This is a genomic window from Candidatus Pelagibacter sp. PS_02 (assembly GCF_059418065.1).
Genome location: NZ_CM182079.1, coordinates 335,375 through 353,786, shown reverse-complemented (window position 1 = coordinate 353,786; position 18,412 = coordinate 335,375). Strand labels below are relative to the sequence as shown.

Annotated in this window: 23 protein-coding genes and 1 riboswitch; of the genes, 11 read left to right on the top strand and 12 right to left on the bottom strand. The window is 30.9% G+C overall.

What is annotated here, in order from left to right; genetic code table 11:
- The 6 genes from AC5SL4_RS01890 to AC5SL4_RS01865 form a co-directional block, all read right to left on the bottom strand.
- Nucleotides 1-903 carry a carbohydrate ABC transporter permease gene (locus tag AC5SL4_RS01890; RefSeq protein WP_006997144.1) on the bottom strand — a complete coding sequence of 301 codons (903 nt, stop codon included), beginning with the start codon at nt 901-903 and terminating at the stop codon, nt 1-3.
- Entirely contained in the window at nt 893-1,765 is an 873-nt protein-coding gene (locus AC5SL4_RS01885) for a carbohydrate ABC transporter permease (protein WP_006997145.1), read from the bottom strand. Before AC5SL4_RS01885 ends, AC5SL4_RS01890 begins: the two co-directional genes overlap by 11 nt.
- Before the next feature lie 63 nt (nt 1,766-1,828).
- Nucleotides 1,829-3,088: an ABC transporter substrate-binding protein gene (locus AC5SL4_RS01880; protein WP_006997146.1), complete on the bottom strand. Its 1,260-nt coding sequence runs from the start codon at nt 3,086-3,088 to the stop codon at nt 1,829-1,831.
- Nucleotides 3,089-3,288: 200 nt separating this feature from the next.
- Nucleotides 3,289-4,191 (bottom strand): ROK family protein, encoded by a 903-nt coding sequence (locus AC5SL4_RS01875; RefSeq protein WP_011281931.1) that lies wholly within the window; start codon nt 4,189-4,191, stop codon nt 3,289-3,291.
- A gap of 3 nt (nt 4,192-4,194) precedes the next feature.
- A complete protein-coding gene (locus tag AC5SL4_RS01870) occupies nt 4,195-4,941 on the bottom strand; it encodes an SDR family NAD(P)-dependent oxidoreductase (protein WP_494587498.1) in 747 nt (248 codons plus the stop codon).
- A 45-nt stretch (nt 4,942-4,986) separates the two neighbouring features.
- Nucleotides 4,987-6,429, bottom strand: coding sequence for an NAD-dependent succinate-semialdehyde dehydrogenase (locus AC5SL4_RS01865; RefSeq protein ID WP_011281929.1), 1,443 nt, complete (start codon nt 6,427-6,429; stop codon nt 4,987-4,989).
- A gap of 57 nt (nt 6,430-6,486) precedes the next feature.
- Between AC5SL4_RS01865 and AC5SL4_RS01860 the strand changes: the two genes are divergently transcribed.
- Nucleotides 6,487-6,849 (top strand): GYD domain-containing protein, encoded by a 363-nt coding sequence (locus AC5SL4_RS01860; RefSeq protein ID WP_236608312.1) that lies wholly within the window; start codon nt 6,487-6,489, stop codon nt 6,847-6,849.
- Nucleotides 6,850-6,885: 36 nt separating this feature from the next.
- On the opposite strand, the gene AC5SL4_RS01855 is transcribed toward AC5SL4_RS01860, so the two are convergent.
- Nucleotides 6,886-7,719, bottom strand: a complete 834-nt coding sequence (locus tag AC5SL4_RS01855) for a phytanoyl-CoA dioxygenase family protein (RefSeq protein ID WP_011281927.1) — start codon at nt 7,717-7,719, stop codon at nt 6,886-6,888.
- A 35-nt stretch (nt 7,720-7,754) separates the two neighbouring features.
- Between AC5SL4_RS01855 and moaA the strand changes: the two genes are divergently transcribed.
- Genes moaA through msrQ form a run of 6 tightly spaced genes read left to right on the top strand, consistent with a single transcriptional unit; the run spans nt 7,755 to nt 11,504 of the window.
- Entirely contained in the window at nt 7,755-8,747 is a 993-nt protein-coding gene (moaA, locus tag AC5SL4_RS01850; protein ID WP_011281926.1) for a GTP 3',8-cyclase MoaA, read from the top strand.
- The gene (moaC, locus tag AC5SL4_RS01845; protein ID WP_011281925.1) at nt 8,748-9,293 is read left to right on the top strand and encodes a cyclic pyranopterin monophosphate synthase MoaC; all 546 of its coding nucleotides are present in this window, start codon (nt 8,748-8,750) and stop codon (nt 9,291-9,293) included.
- A 2-nt stretch (nt 9,294-9,295) separates the two neighbouring features.
- Nucleotides 9,296-9,565 (top strand): hypothetical protein, encoded by a 270-nt coding sequence (locus tag AC5SL4_RS01840; RefSeq protein ID WP_011281924.1) that lies wholly within the window; start codon nt 9,296-9,298, stop codon nt 9,563-9,565.
- A complete protein-coding gene (locus AC5SL4_RS01835) occupies nt 9,565-10,008 on the top strand; it encodes a molybdopterin synthase catalytic subunit (RefSeq protein ID WP_011281923.1) in 444 nt (147 codons plus the stop codon). The genes AC5SL4_RS01840 and AC5SL4_RS01835 overlap by 1 nt, the downstream gene beginning before the upstream one ends.
- Nucleotides 10,005-10,910 (top strand): protein-methionine-sulfoxide reductase catalytic subunit MsrP, encoded by a 906-nt coding sequence (msrP, locus tag AC5SL4_RS01830; RefSeq protein WP_011281922.1) that lies wholly within the window; start codon nt 10,005-10,007, stop codon nt 10,908-10,910. The genes AC5SL4_RS01835 and msrP overlap by 4 nt, the downstream gene beginning before the upstream one ends.
- A gap of 24 nt (nt 10,911-10,934) precedes the next feature.
- Nucleotides 10,935-11,504 carry a protein-methionine-sulfoxide reductase heme-binding subunit MsrQ gene (msrQ, locus tag AC5SL4_RS01825; RefSeq protein ID WP_011281921.1) on the top strand — a complete coding sequence of 190 codons (570 nt, stop codon included), beginning with the start codon at nt 10,935-10,937 and terminating at the stop codon, nt 11,502-11,504.
- Here the strand turns inward: msrQ and AC5SL4_RS01820 are convergent.
- Complete coding sequence (locus AC5SL4_RS01820; protein ID WP_006997157.1) at nt 11,501-11,848, bottom strand: DUF779 domain-containing protein; 348 nt, start codon at nt 11,846-11,848, stop codon at nt 11,501-11,503. The two genes, msrQ and AC5SL4_RS01820, sit on opposite strands and share 4 nt — an antisense overlap.
- A 45-nt stretch (nt 11,849-11,893) precedes the next feature.
- Nucleotides 11,894-13,444 (bottom strand): aldehyde dehydrogenase, encoded by a 1,551-nt coding sequence (gene adh, locus AC5SL4_RS01815; RefSeq protein ID WP_050748707.1) that lies wholly within the window; start codon nt 13,442-13,444, stop codon nt 11,894-11,896.
- Nucleotides 13,445-13,741: 297 nt separating this feature from the next.
- On the opposite strand from adh, the gene AC5SL4_RS01810 reads away from it, so the two are divergent.
- Complete coding sequence (locus AC5SL4_RS01810; protein ID WP_006997159.1) at nt 13,742-13,987, top strand: DUF1244 domain-containing protein; 246 nt, start codon at nt 13,742-13,744, stop codon at nt 13,985-13,987.
- Here the strand turns inward: AC5SL4_RS01810 and AC5SL4_RS01805 are convergent, their stop codons facing one another.
- Nucleotides 13,988-14,488, bottom strand: a complete 501-nt coding sequence (locus tag AC5SL4_RS01805; protein ID WP_006997160.1) for a molybdenum cofactor synthesis domain-containing protein — start codon at nt 14,486-14,488, stop codon at nt 13,988-13,990.
- A gap of 18 nt (nt 14,489-14,506) precedes the next feature.
- Between AC5SL4_RS01805 and AC5SL4_RS01800 the strand changes: the two genes are divergently transcribed.
- The 3 genes from AC5SL4_RS01800 (at nt 14,507) to AC5SL4_RS01790 (ending at nt 16,943) form a co-directional block, all read left to right on the top strand.
- Complete coding sequence (locus AC5SL4_RS01800) at nt 14,507-15,253, top strand: sulfite exporter TauE/SafE family protein (protein ID WP_006997161.1); 747 nt, start codon at nt 14,507-14,509, stop codon at nt 15,251-15,253.
- A gap of 29 nt (nt 15,254-15,282) precedes the next feature.
- Complete coding sequence (locus AC5SL4_RS01795; RefSeq protein WP_494587497.1) at nt 15,283-15,873, top strand: 2OG-Fe(II) oxygenase family protein; 591 nt, start codon at nt 15,283-15,285, stop codon at nt 15,871-15,873.
- Between the two features lie 88 nt (nt 15,874-15,961).
- Nucleotides 15,962-16,025, top strand: a riboswitch (SAM riboswitch).
- 9 nt (nt 16,026-16,034) lie between these two features.
- Nucleotides 16,035-16,943, top strand: coding sequence for a homocysteine S-methyltransferase family protein (locus tag AC5SL4_RS01790; protein WP_494587496.1), 909 nt, complete (start codon nt 16,035-16,037; stop codon nt 16,941-16,943).
- Here AC5SL4_RS01790 and AC5SL4_RS01785 read toward each other — a convergent pair.
- Both AC5SL4_RS01785 and AC5SL4_RS01780 read right to left on the bottom strand, forming a co-directional pair.
- Entirely contained in the window at nt 16,936-17,823 is an 888-nt protein-coding gene (locus AC5SL4_RS01785) for a DMT family transporter (protein WP_494587495.1), read from the bottom strand. The two genes, AC5SL4_RS01790 and AC5SL4_RS01785, sit on opposite strands and share 8 nt — an antisense overlap.
- Nucleotides 17,820-18,299: a YbaK/EbsC family protein gene (locus AC5SL4_RS01780; protein WP_494587494.1), complete on the bottom strand. Its 480-nt coding sequence runs from the start codon at nt 18,297-18,299 to the stop codon at nt 17,820-17,822. Before AC5SL4_RS01780 ends, AC5SL4_RS01785 begins: the two co-directional genes overlap by 4 nt.
- Nucleotides 18,300-18,412 lie beyond the last annotated feature (113 nt).

Genomic DNA, 18,412 nt, shown 5'->3' with positions numbered 1-18,412 from the left:
TTATCCTTTCACTGATCCTGCTGTTAGTCCTTTAATAAAATAATTTCCAGCAAGAATATAAACTATTAATGTTGGAACACCTGTAATAATTGCTGCTGCCATATCTACGTTATATCTTTTGACAGCTGTACTTGTTAATACCAAATTATTAAGGGCTACTTGAATTGGTGCTGCTTCCCCAAATGAAAAAGTAGCTCCAAATAAAAAATCATTCCATACTTGTGTGAATTGCCAAATGACAGTTACAACTAGTATAGGAATAGAAATTGGTAGGATAATTTTAAAAAATATTTTAAAGAATCCTGCTCCATCAATTCTTGCAGCTCTTACCATTTCATCTGAAATAGATACATAATAATTTCTGCAGAATAATGTTGTAAAACAAACTCCATATACTACATGAACTAATATTAGCCCACTTATTGAATTTGACATTCCTAGGACACCTAGAGTTCTAGCCATTGGTAATAATATTGCTTGATAGGGTATAAAAGTTCCAAATAAAAATAATAGAAATATATATGAATCTCCTTTAAATCTCCATTTTGTTAAAGCGTAACCGTTAATAGCTCCAAGTAAAGTTGATATTATAACTGCTGGGACTACTAACTTAATAGAATTCCAAAAATAAGGTTTAAGAACAACATCACCTCCTGTAAATCCAGCTCCATCCCAGGCCTGTTTCCAAGCATCAAACTTAATAGATTCTGGTAAAGAAAATAAATTACCCTGTCTAATTTCTGGCATAGTTTTAAATGATGTTACAATCATTACATATAGTGGAGTTAAATAATAAAATACAAAAATTCCTAATATAAAATATAAAATCCATCTATAGATAATATTTTTTCTTTTAGAATTTGCTTCTAATCTATTAAGATTTAATTTTTCTTTATCTTGCATTTTCCCTCTTTAATTCTGAATACAAATACGGCACAACAATTGCAGATACTGTTAAAAACATCATTATCGCACTTGCAGATGCTAGTCCCACTTCACTTCTATGAAAAGCCATAGCAGTCATAAACACTGCGGGCATATCTGATGAAATTCCTGGCCCACCTGAGGTTAGTGCTATAATTAAATCATAACTCTTGATTGATAAATGAACCAAAATTACTATTGCACTCATAAAAACTGGTCTCATCATTGGAAGAATAATTTTACTATAAATTGAAAAAATTCCTGCACCATCTATTTTTGCAGCTTTAATAATTTCATCATCAACCGATCTCAGGCCTGCTAAAAAAATTGCCATAATAAATCCGGAAGATTGCCATACACCGGCTATTACTATCGTGTAGATTGACATTTCTGGTGTTACTAACCAATCAAATTTAAAGGTTTCAAAACCCATATCATTAACAAACTTTTCAATGCCTAGTGTTGGATTTAGAACCCATTTCCAAGCTGTTCCTGTCACTATGAACGATAAAGCCATAGGGTATAAATAAATTGTTCTTAAAAAACCTTCTGCTCTAATCTTTTGGTCCAGTAATATTGAAAGAAGAATTCCAATAGCAATACATAAGATTATAAATAACACTGTAAATATTAGTAAATTTTCAACTGCTACATGCCATCTTGGCATATTCCATAATCTAATATACTGATCTATCCCCCAAATTTCGTACCTTGGTAGCATCTTAGATTTTGTAAAAGAAATATAAATCGTCCAAAAAATAAAACCATACACAAACCAAGATAAAATTCCAAGTGATGGTACTAGAACTAATTTAGGTAAATTTTTTTTTAACCAAAACATATTTTTAATTAGATCTGCGCTATCATTTTTATGAAAGCGCAGATTTTAACGTACTTTTTTTTATTATAGCGAAGCCTTAACTGCTGCAGCTAGTTTTTTAGCAGCATCAGATGAAGACATATTTGAATTGAAATGCTCAGTAACTACATCTTGAATAGCACCTTTTTGTGCAAGTCTTAATGCCATACCGTGAGCAAAACTTGGTAGTAATCCACCCTTAGAACCAGCAGTTTTTAAGTCTGCGTTTGATTTTTTAGCACACATATCAAACTCATCCATAGAAACATCTAATCTTGCAGGTATCGAACCTTTATAGATGTTGAAAACTTTTTGGAAGTTTTTTCCCATCATTAAGCTAGCAAGTAGTTTTTGACCTTCAACTTTATCTTTACCTTTAACTTTGTAGAAAATAAATGAGTCTACATTGTAAAGATATCCATTGTTAGATGGAGTTGGCGCACAGATATAATCTTTTCCTGGTGCCATGTTGTTAGCAGCAAATTCACCTTTTGCCCAATCACCCATGATTTGAAAAGCAGCTTTGCCTTCCATTACCATACCAGTAGCAACGTTCCAGTCTCTACCTGGAGAACCAGCATCAGTGTAACCTTTAAGTTTTCTCATTTGATCAAACACTTTAGTCATAGTTGATCCACCTAACGTAGCAGCATCTAAATCTACAAAAGCTTTTCTGTAGAAATCATTACCACCGACACCAAGAGCTACAGCTTCAAATACTGTTGCATCTTGCCAAGGTTGACTACCATGAGCTAAAGGAATAATTCCATTTGCTTGTAGTTTATCCGCAGCAGCATTAAACTCTGCCCAAGTAGAAGGCATTTTAATACCATTAGAATCTAGAACTTTTTTATTAGCCCAGATCCAGTCAATTCTGTGAATGTTTACAGGTGCAGCACAATACGCTTTACCATCATCACATTTCATATGACTAGCAACTTGCTTACTTAAAAGATTGTCCCAACCCTCTTTTTTTGCAACAGCATCAATGTTGTAAGGTGCAACTACACCCTCTTCATCGTACTCTTGAATTGTAGGACCTTTAATTTGAGCTGCTGCTGGTGCATCGTTAGCAACTATTCTAGCTTTTAGTGTTTGCATTGCTGCATCTCCACCACCACCAGAAACAGGCATGTCTAACCAAACTCCATTTTGTGCAGCAAACTCATCTTGTAATACTTTTAAAGCTTTTGCTTCACCACCACCTGTCCACCAGTGCAATACCTCAGCCTTAGGTGCTGCAAATGAAACACTTGGAGTAAGAGCTAGAGCTATTAAAGCAACTATCAGTTTCTTCATTTTCATTTTATTTTCCTCTTTTTAGTTAATATAATTAATCGATTAATTAATTTAAAAAATTAACTTATTAAAAAAACAAAAAAACCTAAACAAAAAACTTTTTCTACAACCTAAGATTGATTTAATTATTTTTAAATTAAACTATGTTTTATTTGAATAAAAAATTTTATAAAAAAAATTTTTTCACTTTTTAATAGATATAAAATTTAATAGCTTGATTTTCTACCTAATCTTGCCGCACCCCTAACTCCACTGGCATCTCCATATTTGGGTTTTAAGAAAACACCTTCATATTCTTTGCCTATAACATATTTTTTAGTTAAGTTTTCTATCTCATCAAAAAAATCTATTTCATTTGTAACACCACCACCAAATATAAAAACATCTGGGTCAAGAATATTAACTATAGTAGCTAAAGACATTGCAAGATTAGTCTTAAATTCCTCTATCATTTTTTCTGCATCTAATTCATGTCTTCTATAGAGTTCAAATATTTCATTAGCTTTCAAATTTTTTTTATACTTTTTATTAAATCTTTTAGCCAACCCTAATCCTGATACAAAACTTTCAACCTCTGCATCTCTTAGATTTAATGTCTTAAGCTCCTCTTTTTGGGCAGCCATAAATGGTAGCTGATTGTGACCCCATTCCCCAGCAACACCATTAGGTCCTGAAACAATCTGTTTATCTATAACCAATCCACCTCCCGCACCAGATCCAAGAATAATTCCATATACAATTTTATAATGTTTGCCAGCACCATCTATTGCTTCAGATAATGCAAAACAATTTCCATCATTTTCACAAAAAACTTCTCTATTTAGAGCTTCACGAAGACTTTTTTGAAAAGGTTGTTTTTCAATCCAAACACAGTTAGGCGCATTTTTAACTAGTCCTGTTTGTGGAGAATGAACGCCTGGATGACATACACCAACTGGTAATGTTTTATTATGTTTTTTTTCTAGCTCAACTACAACATCTTTTATGGTTTGAACTATTGAAAGGTAATCTTTTGGACAGTCTCTTCTACTTCTGTCAACTTCTTCACCGTTATCTTTTAAAATGACACTTTCTATTTTTGTGGCACCAACGTCAAATCCAATTTGCATAACTTAATAAGTTGCTCTTCCACCACTTAAATCAAAAACTGCAGCAGTTGAAAAAGAATTCTCTTCTGCAGCTAACCAAGTAACTAATGACGCTAACTCATCAACTTTAGCAAATCTATTTCTTGGAATTTTAGAGAGCATATAATTTATATGTTCCTCAGTCATTTGATCGAAAATTCTAGTCTTAGCTGCTGCTGGCGTTACAGCATTAACGGCAATATTTTTATCAGCTAATTCTTTACCTAACGATTTTGTAAGTCCTATAACACCCGCTTTTGCGGTGCTATATGCACTAGCATTCGGATTACCCTCTTTTCCTGCAATAGATGCAATATTTACTATTCTTCCATAATTATTCTTAATCATGTGAGGTGCTATTGCTTTACAGCAATAAAAGACTGAATTTAAATCTAAGTTCATTACTTTTAACCATTCATCATTTGGATAATTCCAAACTTGTGTATTTTTACCGGCCATACCCGCATTATTTACAAAAATATCTACATTTTTTTCTTTAGTACTTAGTTCAATATTTTTTGTTATGTCACCGAAGTTAGTGACATCAACTATTTGATGGCTACATTTTTCAGATGAAAGCTCTTTTAATGCTTCATCAACAGCTTTTTGATCAATATCCCAAATTATAACTTCAGCACCAGATTCTAAAAATCTTTTTGTAATTGCAAAACCAAAACCTTGTGCGCCACCTGTTACTATTGCTTTTCTACCCTTTAAATTATAATTATTCATAAATAAAACTTTTAATTTAGGATTTATTTAATTCAACCTTATTTACTAGCCCTTAATACCCATATGAGTATATTTAACATTTAGATAATCTTTAATTGCGTTAGAGCCACCTTCTCTACCATAGCCAGTTTGTTTTATTCCACCAAATGGAGCTTCTGCAACTGCTACAACACCAGTATTCACACAAGCAATGCCTGCTTCCATTAATTCAGAGGCTCTATAAGCTTTATCCATTGAATTAGTACAAATATAACTACAAAGACCTAAATCATTATCATTTGCTCTTTCAATAACTTCATCAAAAGATTTAAATGACAGCATTGGAACTAATGGCCCAAATGGTTCTTGTTTCATGATCGTAAAGTCATCTTTAACATCATCAAAAACAGTTGGCTCATAATAAAAACCTTTATTAAATCCTGCAGGCCTCTTACCTCCCAATAAAACTTTAGCTCCTTCTTGTTTCGTTTTTTCAACTAGCTCTTCAACTTCATTTAGTCTTTTTTGCGTTGTTAACGGTCCTAGTTGTGTATCTGGATCCATACCATTACCAATCTTAAGTTTTTTAGTTTTTTCAATAAATAAACCAACGAACTCATCTTTTTTACTTTCCTGAATGTAAAATCTATTAGGTGAAATACAAACTTGACCATTATTTCTAAATTTAGCAGCAATAGCTATGTCCGTTGCTTTATTTAAATCAGCATCATCAAATACAATGAAAGGAGAATGACCACTTAACTCCATTGTTACTCTTTGTAATTTATCTGCAGCTTGTTTTAAAATTATTTTACCAACTCTAGTTGAGCCTGTAACTGAGATTTTTTTAATAATATCAGATGAAATTAATTGTGACGCAATTGCAGGTGGATCACCTGACAAAAGATTAACTACACCAGCGGGTATTCCGCATTCCCTACAAATATCGACTAATTCCATAACCACACCTGGTGTAATTGTGTCTGGCTTGATAATTACTGAACAGCCCGCAGCTAATGCTGTAGAAATTTTTCTAGCAGCTAATACAAGTGGAAAATTCCAAGGTGACAAAGCAGCCACTACTCCAATCGGTTGATAATAAACATGCACTCTCGTGTCTTCAAATCTACTTTCTACAATTTGTCCATAAATTCTTTTTGTCTCTTCAGCATTCCATTCAAAAATATCTGCAGCACCATTCGTTTCACCAACACCTTCTGCTAAAGGTTTTCCATTTTCTAAAGTCATCCATTTAGCAAGTACATCTTTTTTTTCTCTTACCATGTCAGCAATTTTTCTAAGCGTATAAGCTCTTTGCCATGGTGGAGTTTTTCTCCAAATAGCTAATCCCTTTTCTGCAGATTTTAATGCTCTATCCACATCAACAGGTGTTGCTTTTGAAGCGTGGCCTAAAACTTCTTCTGTTGCAGGATTGATAACTTTATAAGTTTCCTTGTTAGAAGAGGGCGACCAATTGCCATCGATAAATTGTCCAAATTTTTCGTACATAATTTGCTAAACCTTGAGTTGATTTTTAAAAAATAAATTTTTAAATTTTTAACAAATATGATTAGATCTTACAAATTAATAAAGGAGAAAGTTATGAAAAAATATATTGTAATGGGTAATTATACAGCAAAGGCCTTCCAAGGTTTTATGAAGGACCCTAAGCAAGATAGATCAACTGCGGTAAAAGCATTAACTGAAGCAGTAGGAGGGAAATTTGAATCTTTTTATATTACGAGAGGTCCTTATGATTTCGTTGCTGTCACTTCAGGAGATATGCCTTATGAAAATTTTGCTGGTATAAAATTAGCTGTGGAAGCAAGCGGAACAGTAGAGAATATGGTTATTCTTGAAGAGATGAATATGAATAAAGCTGCCGAGATTGCCGCTAAAGCTATGGCTGGCTACAAACCTGCTGGTTAATTATTTATGTTAACTTCCAGTGTAAAAAGCTTGAAGTTAGCTAGTTTCAAATAAAGTTGGAAACATTTTTCCAGATAAATCATCACCATTTTTATAACCATTATCTTCCATAATAACTCTTTCTTCTCTGGCCCAATCTCCTCTATAAATAATTCTAGAATTTTCTTTTGCCATTCTTAGTGTGTATCTATGAATATCTTTTTTGGGTGTGACAGTATTTAATCCTCCATGTAGTGTTCTAATATCAAAATAAATACAGTCACCAACTTCCAGATCCCATTGTAGAAATTCATAATTATCTTTATTTTCTAATATGTTAGGAGTTAATTCATATTTTTTTCCATTAACAATCCCTGGTTCACCATCAACTTCATGGCCGTCATTAAACCGCGTTCTTAGGAATAATTTATCCCATAAATGTGAACCTTTAACCCATGCTATACCATCCTCTTTTTTTATTGGTTCAAGTGGTAACCACAATACACACATAGATCCTTCAAAATCGAAATATGATATATCATGATGAAAAGGTGGTGATGACTTCGACCCAGCTTCCCTGAAAAACCAATTATCCATCACTAAGTTAATCTTTTGTGCTTCTAAAAGTTCTGCTGCAATTTTTGGAGTTGGTGAATTAAATATAAAATCTTTGAATTCTTCATGTAAATTCCAGGTCCAAAAATCCTCATAATATCCTGGTAATTTTTGATCTTTTGTATGATTTACAAATCTTGGACTAGGACTTTCTTTACCTTTTTTGATTCCTTTTTTTAACTTTTCAATCCATGCGTTATCAAATTTACCTTTGATTAAGACAGCTCCGTCTTTTTTAAATAGATCCAGTTCCGATTTGGTAATAATTTTGCTCATATATTATTATTATAATATAATATAATAAATATAAGATGAAATTACTAAGTGATACTTTTGGAAGAAAATTTCCCTACATAAGACTATCGATCACAGACGTCTGTAATTATAAGTGCTCCTACTGTTTGCCACAAGGTTATAAAAAAACGCCTGGAGACACGAGAAGTTTTATGTCTGCTCAAGAAATATCCAGATTAACAAAAGCATTGTCTGAATTAGGTGTTTGTAAAATTAGATTAACCGGTGGAGAACCAACAGTTAGAAAAGACTTTTTTGATATCTTAAAAGATATGAAGCAAAATTCCAATATACCCAAAGTAACAATGACAACTAATGGTTATCGTTTGGACAAAATTGCAGAACAATTATTTGAAGCTGGTTTAGATGGAATAAATATTAGTATTGACAGTTTAAATAGAGAAACTTTTAAAAAACTAACAGGACATGACAGGCTTAATGAAATTTTAGAAGGCATAAAGATTTTACAAAAACTAGATTTTAAAAATATAAAAATTAATGCCGTTTTACTCAAAGGTATTAATGATACCCATGAAGAGTTTAAAAAATTTGGAAATTTCATAAAAGATAACAATATTGATTTTAGATTTATAGAATTGATGCAAACTGGTGATAATTTAGAATATTTTAAAAAAAATCATGTTTCCTCTAAATTATTCAAAGATTATTTAGAGAAAAATAACTGGATACCGCAAACTTATGGGAAAGATGCGGGTCCTTCATTAAATTTTATACATCCAAATTTTAAGGGTAAATTTGGATTAATTGCTCCTTATACTAAAGATTTTTGCCAAACTTGTAATAGATTAAGAGTTACCTCTAGAGGTGATTTAAGATTATGTTTGTTTGGTAATACCGGAATTAGCATCAGGCATTTATTGCAAGATGATGCTCAAAAAGATGAACTTGTAGATCTTATCATAAAACAATTGCATCTTAAAAAAGAGTCACATTATTTAGAACTTGGAGATACTGGAATTACTCCAAATTTATCTAGTACTGGAGGATAAATGGCAAACTTAAAAGTGATAAACGAAGAAAAATTAAAAGACTGGGCTAAAGAAATTTTTAAAAAAAATTCTTTTAACATGATTGATGTTTCATCAAAAAAAGAAACATTTAGAAGAGCGTTAGCTTCTGGTAAAATTTATGTAGGAAAAGAAGTTTTTAATCTAATTAGAAATAAAGAAATGCCTAAAGGTGATCCGATCACTTTAGCTGAAGTTTCAGCAATTTTAGGTGTTAAAAAAACTAGTGAATTAATTCCATTATGTCACCCACTTCCAATAGATCATACTGCAACAAAAATTATCATGCATGAAGATGATAGCTCTTTAGAGGTTTTTTGTGTTGTGTCAGCTGTTGCAAAAACTGGTGTTGAAATGGAAGCTATTATGGGAGTTAATGCTGCATTAATTACAATCTATGATCTTAGTAAAATTGTAAACCCACATCTTAGAATTGATAATGTGAAATTATTAATTAAAGAAGGTGGAAAAAGTGGTCTATGGATCAATCCTGATGGACTACCAGAGTTTTTAAAAGATATTTTTTAAACATGAAAATTAAACTTGAGTTATTTGGAGCAAGTAGAGATTTTAGCAATAAAGATTACTTAGAATTTGATCTTAAAGAAAAAATTGAAATCAAAGATTTAAGAAGAGAAATCATCGATTACTTGGATATTAATTTTAAAGGTAATGAAGATTTTATAAAAATAGTTAAAAGCTCTGCTTTTTGCTCTGAAGATAATAATATTGTTAATGATAATTTTAAAATTACAAAAGATCAAAAAATTGGGATTATACCTCCAATAGGCGGTGGCTGATGTTACATGCAAAAATTATAGATATTGAAAAAAATAAAATAAAAACTTCTGAAGCAGAAGCATTTATCAAATCATCTACATACGGAGCTTCAATTATTTTTACAGGAAATGTAAGAAATATTAATGAAAATAAAGAAGTTATTGGTATAGCTTATGATAGTCATGACGAACTAGTACTAAAAAGTTTTGAAGAAATTTATAAAGAGACTACAGAAAAACTTAAAATTATAGATAAAGCAGTCTTTATAGAGCATATAAAGGGCTATGTGGGGCTTGGAGAAACTAGTATAATTATCGCAGTTGCCTGCAAACATAGAGATGAAGCTTACGTATTATCTAGGTATATAATTGAAGAAATCAAAAAAAGATCACCTATTTGGAAAAAAGAACATTATAAAAATGATGAAAGTGAATGGTTAAAAGGTAATCCTATTAAAAAATGAAAAAATATAAACATTCAGAAATTACACCAGAATTAATTTACAATAAAAGAAGAAAATTTATTAAATCAATTGGGCTTGGTGTTGGTTCAATATCTTTGAGCAGTATACCATTCTTAAACAATGCTTATTCACAAAATAAAACTAAGCTAACATCATATGAAGATATTACGACGTATAACAATTATTATGAATTTGGTACCAGTAAAAGTGATCCTTATAGAAATTCACAAGAATTTATTACTAAACCTTGGAGTGTAACTATTGAGGGGGAAGTAGAAAATCCAGTTACGATTTCAGCTGAAGAAATAATTTCTTTATTTCCTTCGGAAGAAAGAATCTACAAACTAAGGTGTGTTGAGGGTTGGTCAATGGTTATTCCTTGGATGGGATTTTCTCTAAGTAGGTTACTTAGTAAAGTATCTATTAAAAATACTGCAAAATTTGTTGAATTTGAAAGTGTTTATGACCCTGAACAAATGAATGGCCAAAGATACCCTGTTCTAAATTGGCCTTATAGAGAAGGATTAAGAATTGATGAAGCTATGCATCCTATAACAACAGTTGTTACTGGGCTTTATGGAAAAACATTGCCTAATCAAAATGGAGCTCCATTAAGAATTTTTGTTCCTTGGAAGTATGGTTTTAAAAGTGCAAAAGCAATTGTTAAAATAAAATTAGTTGAAAATATGCCTACATCATCTTGGATGAGATCGTCCCCAAGAGAATATGGATTTTATTCAAATGTTAACCCAAATGTTTCTCATCCAAGATGGTCACAAGCAACAGAACGTGTCATAGGTGAAGGTATTTTAGCTCCTAGGATTGAGACTGAAATGTTTAATGGGTATGGTGATGAAGTTGCACATTTATATTCAGGTATGGATTTAAAGAAAAACTTTTAGATACATAAATTTGTTTTATAAAACATGCAGAAATATATAAAAATACCAATTTTCTTTTTTTGTTTACTGCCAATATTAATCATTGTTTATCAAATTATTTTTAATCAATTAGGTCCAGAACCTGTGAAAAAAATAACACATGTAACTGGTGAGTGGACACTTCGTTTTATCATAATAACTCTTGCAATGACTCCTTTACAAAAATTTACTGAATTAAATTTTTGGATTAGCTATAGGAGAATGTTTGGGTTGTTTGTTTTTTTTTATGCATCAGCACACATGATGACATATGTTGGCATAGATTATCGTTTTGATTGGTCTAGTATTGGAGATGATATTATAAAAAAAAAATTTATATTTGCTGGATTTTTAGCTTGGCTTTTATTAGTGCCACTTGCTCTTACTTCATCTAAACGAATGATAAGGTTGTTGAGAGATAAATGGAAAAAACTACACAAGCTTGTTTATATAATTTCTTTATTAGGAATTATTCACTACTTATGGTTAGTTAAAGTAGTTACAGTTGAACCCTTAATCTATCTTATTATTATAGTAATTTTACTTACACTAAGAGTTAAAATGAAATTTAATTAATTAATTGATTTTTTTTCAGGAACGCAAATCTCAGATCTTGTTAAAAATCTTCTGCCAGTTCCATTGTCTAAAGAAAACATTCCACCCATACCTTGAATGCAATCAATAATTAAATCTGTATTTTTCCATGCTTCATGTTGAGTTTCACTTATGTAAAAAGGAATACCACCAATTTTTCCAACTAAAACATCGTCATCACTTACTAAAAATTCTTTAACAGGGTAACACATTGGAGCACTTCCATCACAACATCCACCAGATTGATGAAAGAGTAATTCTTTACCATGATCTTTCTTTAGATCTTCAATTAGTTCTAAAGCTGAAGGGGTTGCTGAAACTTTCATAGTTATATGGCCTGTAGTTTAATACAGGCCATTATAATATATCTGTTAAAAGAAGCCTAATTTTTTCTCACTGTAAGACACGTGTAAGTTTTTCACCTGTCTATAATGATTAAGCATCATTTTATGTGTTTCTCTACCGATTCCAGATTGTTTGTATCCTCCAAAAGCAGCATGAGCTGGATAAGCATGGTAACAGTTAGTCCAAACTCTACCAGCCTGGATTCCTCTTCCCATTCTATAAGCAATATTCCCATTTCTAGTCCAAACACCTGCTCCTAAACCATAAAGAGTATCATTAGCTATTTCTAATGCATGAGCTTCATCTTTAAATTTAGTAACAGATACAACTGGTCCAAAAATTTCTTCTTGGAAAACTCTCATAGAGTTATTGCCTTCAAAAATAGTAGGTTGGATATAATTTCCTTTTTCCAAACCACTGTTTAAGTTAGCAACTTCACCACCACATAGAACTTTAGCACCTTCTTTCTTACCTAAATCTAAGTAAGATTTTATTTTTTCCATTTGTTCTAATGATACTTGAGCACCAATCATAGTTTCCATTTTTAGAGGATTGTCCTGCTTGACTGCTTTCGTTCTAGCAACTGCTCTTTCCATGAACTTATCATAGATAGATTCTTGGATTAACACTCTACTAGGACAAGTACAAACCTCACCCTGATTAAGGGTAAACATTGCAAAACCTTCAAGACATTTATCGAAGAAATCATCATCTTGATCCATGACATCCTCAAAGAAAACATTTGGAGATTTTCCACCTAATTCTAAAGTTATTGGAATTAAGTTTTGTGATGCATATTGCATGATTAAACGTCCAGTTGTAGTCTCACCAGTAAAAGCAATCTTTCTAATTCTTTTAGATGAGGCTAATGGTTTACCTGCTTCAAGACCAAAACCACTTACAACATTAACAACTCCTGGAGGCAATAAGTCTCCAATAAGCTCCATTAATAGTAAGATTGATGCCGGTGTTTGCTCAGCTGGTTTTAAAACTACACAGTTACCTGCAGCAAGTGCTGGTGCAAGTTTCCATGTTGCCATTAATAATGGAAAGTTCCATGGTATAATCTGTCCAACTACACCAAGTGGTTCAGGTATATGATAAGAATATTCACTATTACTTATCTCTGAAACCGAACCTTCTTCTGCTCTGATTACTCCAGCAAAATATCTCCAATGATCAACAACTAATGGTAAGTCAGCTGCCATACACTCTCTAATTGGTTTTCCATTATCTAAACATTCAGCAGTAGCTAATAGTTCAAGATTTTTTTCAATAACATCAGCTATTTTAAGTAGTATGTTAGATCTTTCAGTTATTGATGTAACTCCCCAAGTAGGAAAAGCAGCATGTGCAGCATCTAATGCAGCTTCAACATCTTTTGCATCTGACCTTGGAACGGAACATATAACTTCATTATTGATTGGACTTACGTTGTCAAAATATTTACCTGATTTTGGTTCAACGAATTTTCCTCCTATAAAATTTCCATATTTTTCTTTAAATGGAAATTTGACATTTAAGTGAGACGTATCTAGTAACGGAGATCGTCCACCTTTTACTGTTTCTGTGCTCATTTTTATCCTCTCTCTTTTATTATTATTCTTAAGCTTATTTTTTTTGATTGGTTTGTGTAACTTCTTTTTAGTCACACTCTTTTTAACTTTTTTAATAATCTTAGATTTTTTTTTAACTTTAGGTTTTGACTTTTTGGCTGTTTTCTTTTTTTTACCAGCCATCTTTTTTTTAATAGCCATAAAATATTTAAACAAAAAAAGATGATAATATCTATATTTTAAACATTAATTTTTCTACTTAAGATTGAATGCAACCTACATCTTGTGCTTAATTGAAATGTGTCTAATATTTTAATTATGAGAGAAGATAAAAAACAAGAATTACAGTCTGCTACATTTGAAAGATTGCTCAAACATCTAGATGAACGAAAAGATGTTCAAAATATAGATATTATGAACCTTGCTGGCTTTTGCAGAAACTGTTTATCAAAATGGTACCGAGAAGAAGCTGAAAAAAAAGGTATTGAAATTTCAGAGCTTGATGCACGCGAACATGTATATGGTATGCCTTATCCTGAATGGAAAGAAAAATATCAAAAATAATTATTTTTCCTTAAGTCTTGGAAATAGTTCTACAAAATTACAAGGTTTGTGATTTATATCTAACTGATGTTTTAAAATTCCATCCCAAGCATCAGTAACACCACCTGAAGATCCTGGTAGAACAAACACATACTTACCATTAGCTAGTACTGCACAAGCTCTAGATTGAATAGCAGATGTACCAACTGTTTTTAAACTTATTGTTCTAAACACCTCTCCAAAACCTGGAATATGCTTGTCAGCTATCTCGTTTACTGCCTCTGGTGTAATATCTCGACCTGTAAGCCCAGTGCCCCCTGTTGTAATTACAACATCTATTTCTGATTGATTAATCCAATCTTTAAGGATTTTAATGATGTCATCTTTGTTATCTTTACAAATTTTTCTATCTATTAATTTATGTTTAGCCTCTTCTATTTTTTTTACTAAGATCGCACCAGACTTATCGTTCTCAAAAGTTCTGGTGTCCGTAACAGTTAAAAGTGCTATATTTACAATCATAAATTTAAAATAATTATTATGATTATATTATCATTTTTATTTCTTCTAACAGCAACTTTATATTCAAGTGTTGGCTTTGGTGGTGGCTCTACCTATCTAGCCCTTCTATTAATTTGGGATATTCCTTACTTGATCTTTCCTGTAATTGCTCTCTTTTGTAATATTATTGTCGTATCAGGAAATTGTATAAATTATATTAAAGCTGGAAATATTAATTTTAAGATCCTTACCCCATATTTGATATCATCTGTGCCACTTGCATTCATAGGAGGATCTTTATCAGTAGATAAAGAAATTTTTGAAATTTTACTTTTTTTAGTCTTAGCACTAGCAGGAGTTCTACTTCTCATGAAATTTCAATCTTTTGATCAAAAAATTGAATTTTATAACAAGATACCAAAAATATTATCGATATTAATTGGTGCATCTATTGGATTTGTGTCTGGTGTGGTTGGAATTGGTGGTGGAATTTTCTTAAGCCCTATATTGTTATTAATTAGAGTAGATAAAGCAAAAAACATTGCAACAGCAGCATCATTATTCATACTGATTAATTCTTTATCAGGACTTGCTGGCCAATTTACAAAGGCATCAACAATAAATGGAATTTATGATTATTGGCCATTATTTCTGTTTGTTTTAATAGGCGGCCAGCTTGGAAACTATTTAAATCTTAAAATTTTTCCTGCAAGAATATTAGCTCTAGTGACATCGGGACTTGTCATATTTGTCGCTATTCGAATGGGACTGAAGTTGTTTGCATAACAGAAGTATTAAATTATTATAGAAAGATTATGAAAACATTTAGAGCATTTGGACCCACTATAGGAAAAACAAAGTTATCCAAAAAAATTATTACTATATTAAATAATCACATTGATAAGTCTCAATTATCTAAAAAAAATGATTATAGCCCTAAACTTGCAAGTCAAATTAAGAATGAAATTAAGATACCTAAAACTTTAATTAATAAGAATTTGTCTAAAGAATTAATAAAAAATATTAAAGTTTACCTTGATAAGTCAGGTGTTAAAAAAATTAAAGAAATTAAGATAATAAATCTATGGGTGGTTAGGCAATTAAAAAATGAATATAATCCAATTCATTATCATGAAGGACAACTGTCAGGTGTTGGCTATCTTAAAATCCCAAAAGATATGAATCAAAATAAATTAGTTAAGAATAAAAAGATTAAAACTAATGGAACTATTGATTTTATTAATGGTCAAAAAAACTTTTTAAGTAAAAGTATCTATAATTTAAACCCTAAATTAGGAGATCTATTGATTTTTCCAAATTATTTAATGCACACAGCTTATCCATTTAACGTTGATGGTGAGAGAAGATCCTTCTCATTTAATGCTAAAATATTATTCAAGAAGTGATTTACTAATCAGTCTAATAGATATATAAATATTTTACCGATTTGATCCATATTGCAGGTACTAACTGCTAAAAAGGAAATCATTATATAATTGGTAAAGGTAGTTGAACTGTATTGTGCACCTGGCATAGAGCCAAAGCACTAAAAAAGTAAGGAATAAAAATGGATATTAATTTTTTTAAAACAACACGAATTTTAGATGGTGGTATGGGACAAGAATTGTTGGCTCGTGGTATGAAGCCAAACGGCACATTGTGGAGTGCAAATGCTGTTTTAAAAGAAGAATACCATCAACTCTTACTAGACACACATTTAGACTTTATTAAAGCGGGTGCTGAAGTTATTGTTACAGCAACCTTTACTACTAGACGAATAAGATTACGTGATAATAAAATTGAAGATAAGTTTGAATACTTAAACAAAAAAGCTGGTGAAATAGCTCAGAAAGCTAAAGAACAACATCCTAATGTGTTAATTGCAGGCGGTCTTCCACCTCAATATTTAACATACGAAGAAGATACAAGACCAGATGATGAAATTAAGCAAAACTTTTATGATCAAGCAAAATTATTAGATCCTTATATTGATTTTTTTTACTTAGATGTTTTGTCTAGTGTAAAAGAGTTTAAATTAGCAATTGAAGCAATTAAAGAATTTAATAAGCCATACTTAATAGGTGCTCACATTTCTGAGGGAATAAATCTTCCAAGTGGTGAAAAAATATCAGATATTATTAACAATATTAATCATAATAATTTACTAGGATTAATTTTATCCTGTGTTTCTCCTGAAAACTTTTATGAAAATTTAGAAGAAGTAAAAAATTTAGGTGTTCCGTTTGGATTTAAGCTTAATGCTTTTGTGACAACTAATCCTAAAGATGGTTATACTAATAGTTATAATGTCAGTAAAACTGGTAACCCAAATGAATTTTTGGGTCAAAGAAAAGATTTAACACCCGAATTGATGGCAAATTTTGTTAAAAAATTTAAAAATGCTGGTGCTACTATTTTAGGTGGATGTTGCGAAACAAGACCATCTCATATTAAAGAAATGGTTCAGTTTAAGTAGTTTTTTTTTGATCTGCTTTTTTAACAAAGTAAATTCCAACAACAACTGCTAATAAAGATAATAAAATTTTAGGTGTTATTATTTCTTTTAAAAAAATATAACTCAATATAGTACCGAATATTGGAATTAAGTAAGAGACTTGTGATTGAAATATAAGACCATTATCTTTTAGAATTTTAAATCTTAGCAACCAAGCAACACCTGTTGAAACCATTCCTAAATAAACTACTGATATTGTAGATTCAATGCTTGGAATTAAATTCCATGGTTTTTCAATAAAATAAACAAATGGTATTAAGATTAGGACGGCCCAAATTAATATAGAACCTGTTACATTTTCATTCTTTTTCTTACTAATTTTAAGAGTTAAAACTCCTCCAATCACATAACAAGTTGACCCAAGTAATATTAATAACGCAGAAATAAAATTACTATCATTTATTAATAGATTATCTGAAAACAAATAAATAATTCCTGAAAAACCAATTAGTATTCCAAAAGTTTTAACTAAATTGAACTTTTCGTTTTTTGTATAAAAGTGACCCAATATTGTTGAACTCAAGGGTGTTGTTGACATTAAGATTGCTGCCAAATTACTTTGTACAGATTTCACACCGTAAGCTATTAAGAAAAAAGGTAATACTAAATTGACAAAACCTATTATAGCAAACCAATACCAATCTTTGGAAAATGCTTCTATCTTAATTTTTTTATAAAAGCATAATAATAATACTGGAATTGCTCCAAAAAAAACTCTCAAGAATGCAATTGTAATTGGTCCAAAAGATTCTGTTGCAATTTTGATATTAAAAAAAGCTGATGCCCATATTAAAGCTAAAACTACTAATAATGTATAATCAATTAACCTAGGTTGTCTCATTCAATTATATCTTCAACATTTCCATTCGTAATTTTTTGAATACCGTTATAGTTTATTTTAAATACACAGTTTGGATGTCCTGCTGCTGCAAACAATTCATTAAACCTTTCTAAAGAATTGTCTATTATAATTTCAATTTTTTCTAAATGCCCAACAGGTGAGACACCCCCTATTGTATAGCCAGTTTGTGTCTTAACTTCTTCTGGTGATGCCATTGAAATATCTTTTTTATCTTTAACTTTTTTTAGTTTATTTAATGAACACCTCTTATCGCCTGCTACTAAGCATAATATAAAAGTATTTTCCGCTTTAAATAATAAGCTTTTGACAATTGCACCTACATCACAAGCTAAAGCTGTTGCTGCATCCTGTGCTGTTCTTGCTGAATTTTCTAAAACTATTACCTCTAAGGATTGGTCAAAGTTTTTAAGAAATTTTTCAGCTCTTTTAACAGGTTCTTTATCTAATAAGCTCATATTTCAACTAATAATTGATTGATAATTTAACAAATAATGTTGTAATTCATATGTAAAAAACGCATAGGTGATATTTATTATTCAAGCAATATTATTAAAGAAACATTTGTTAT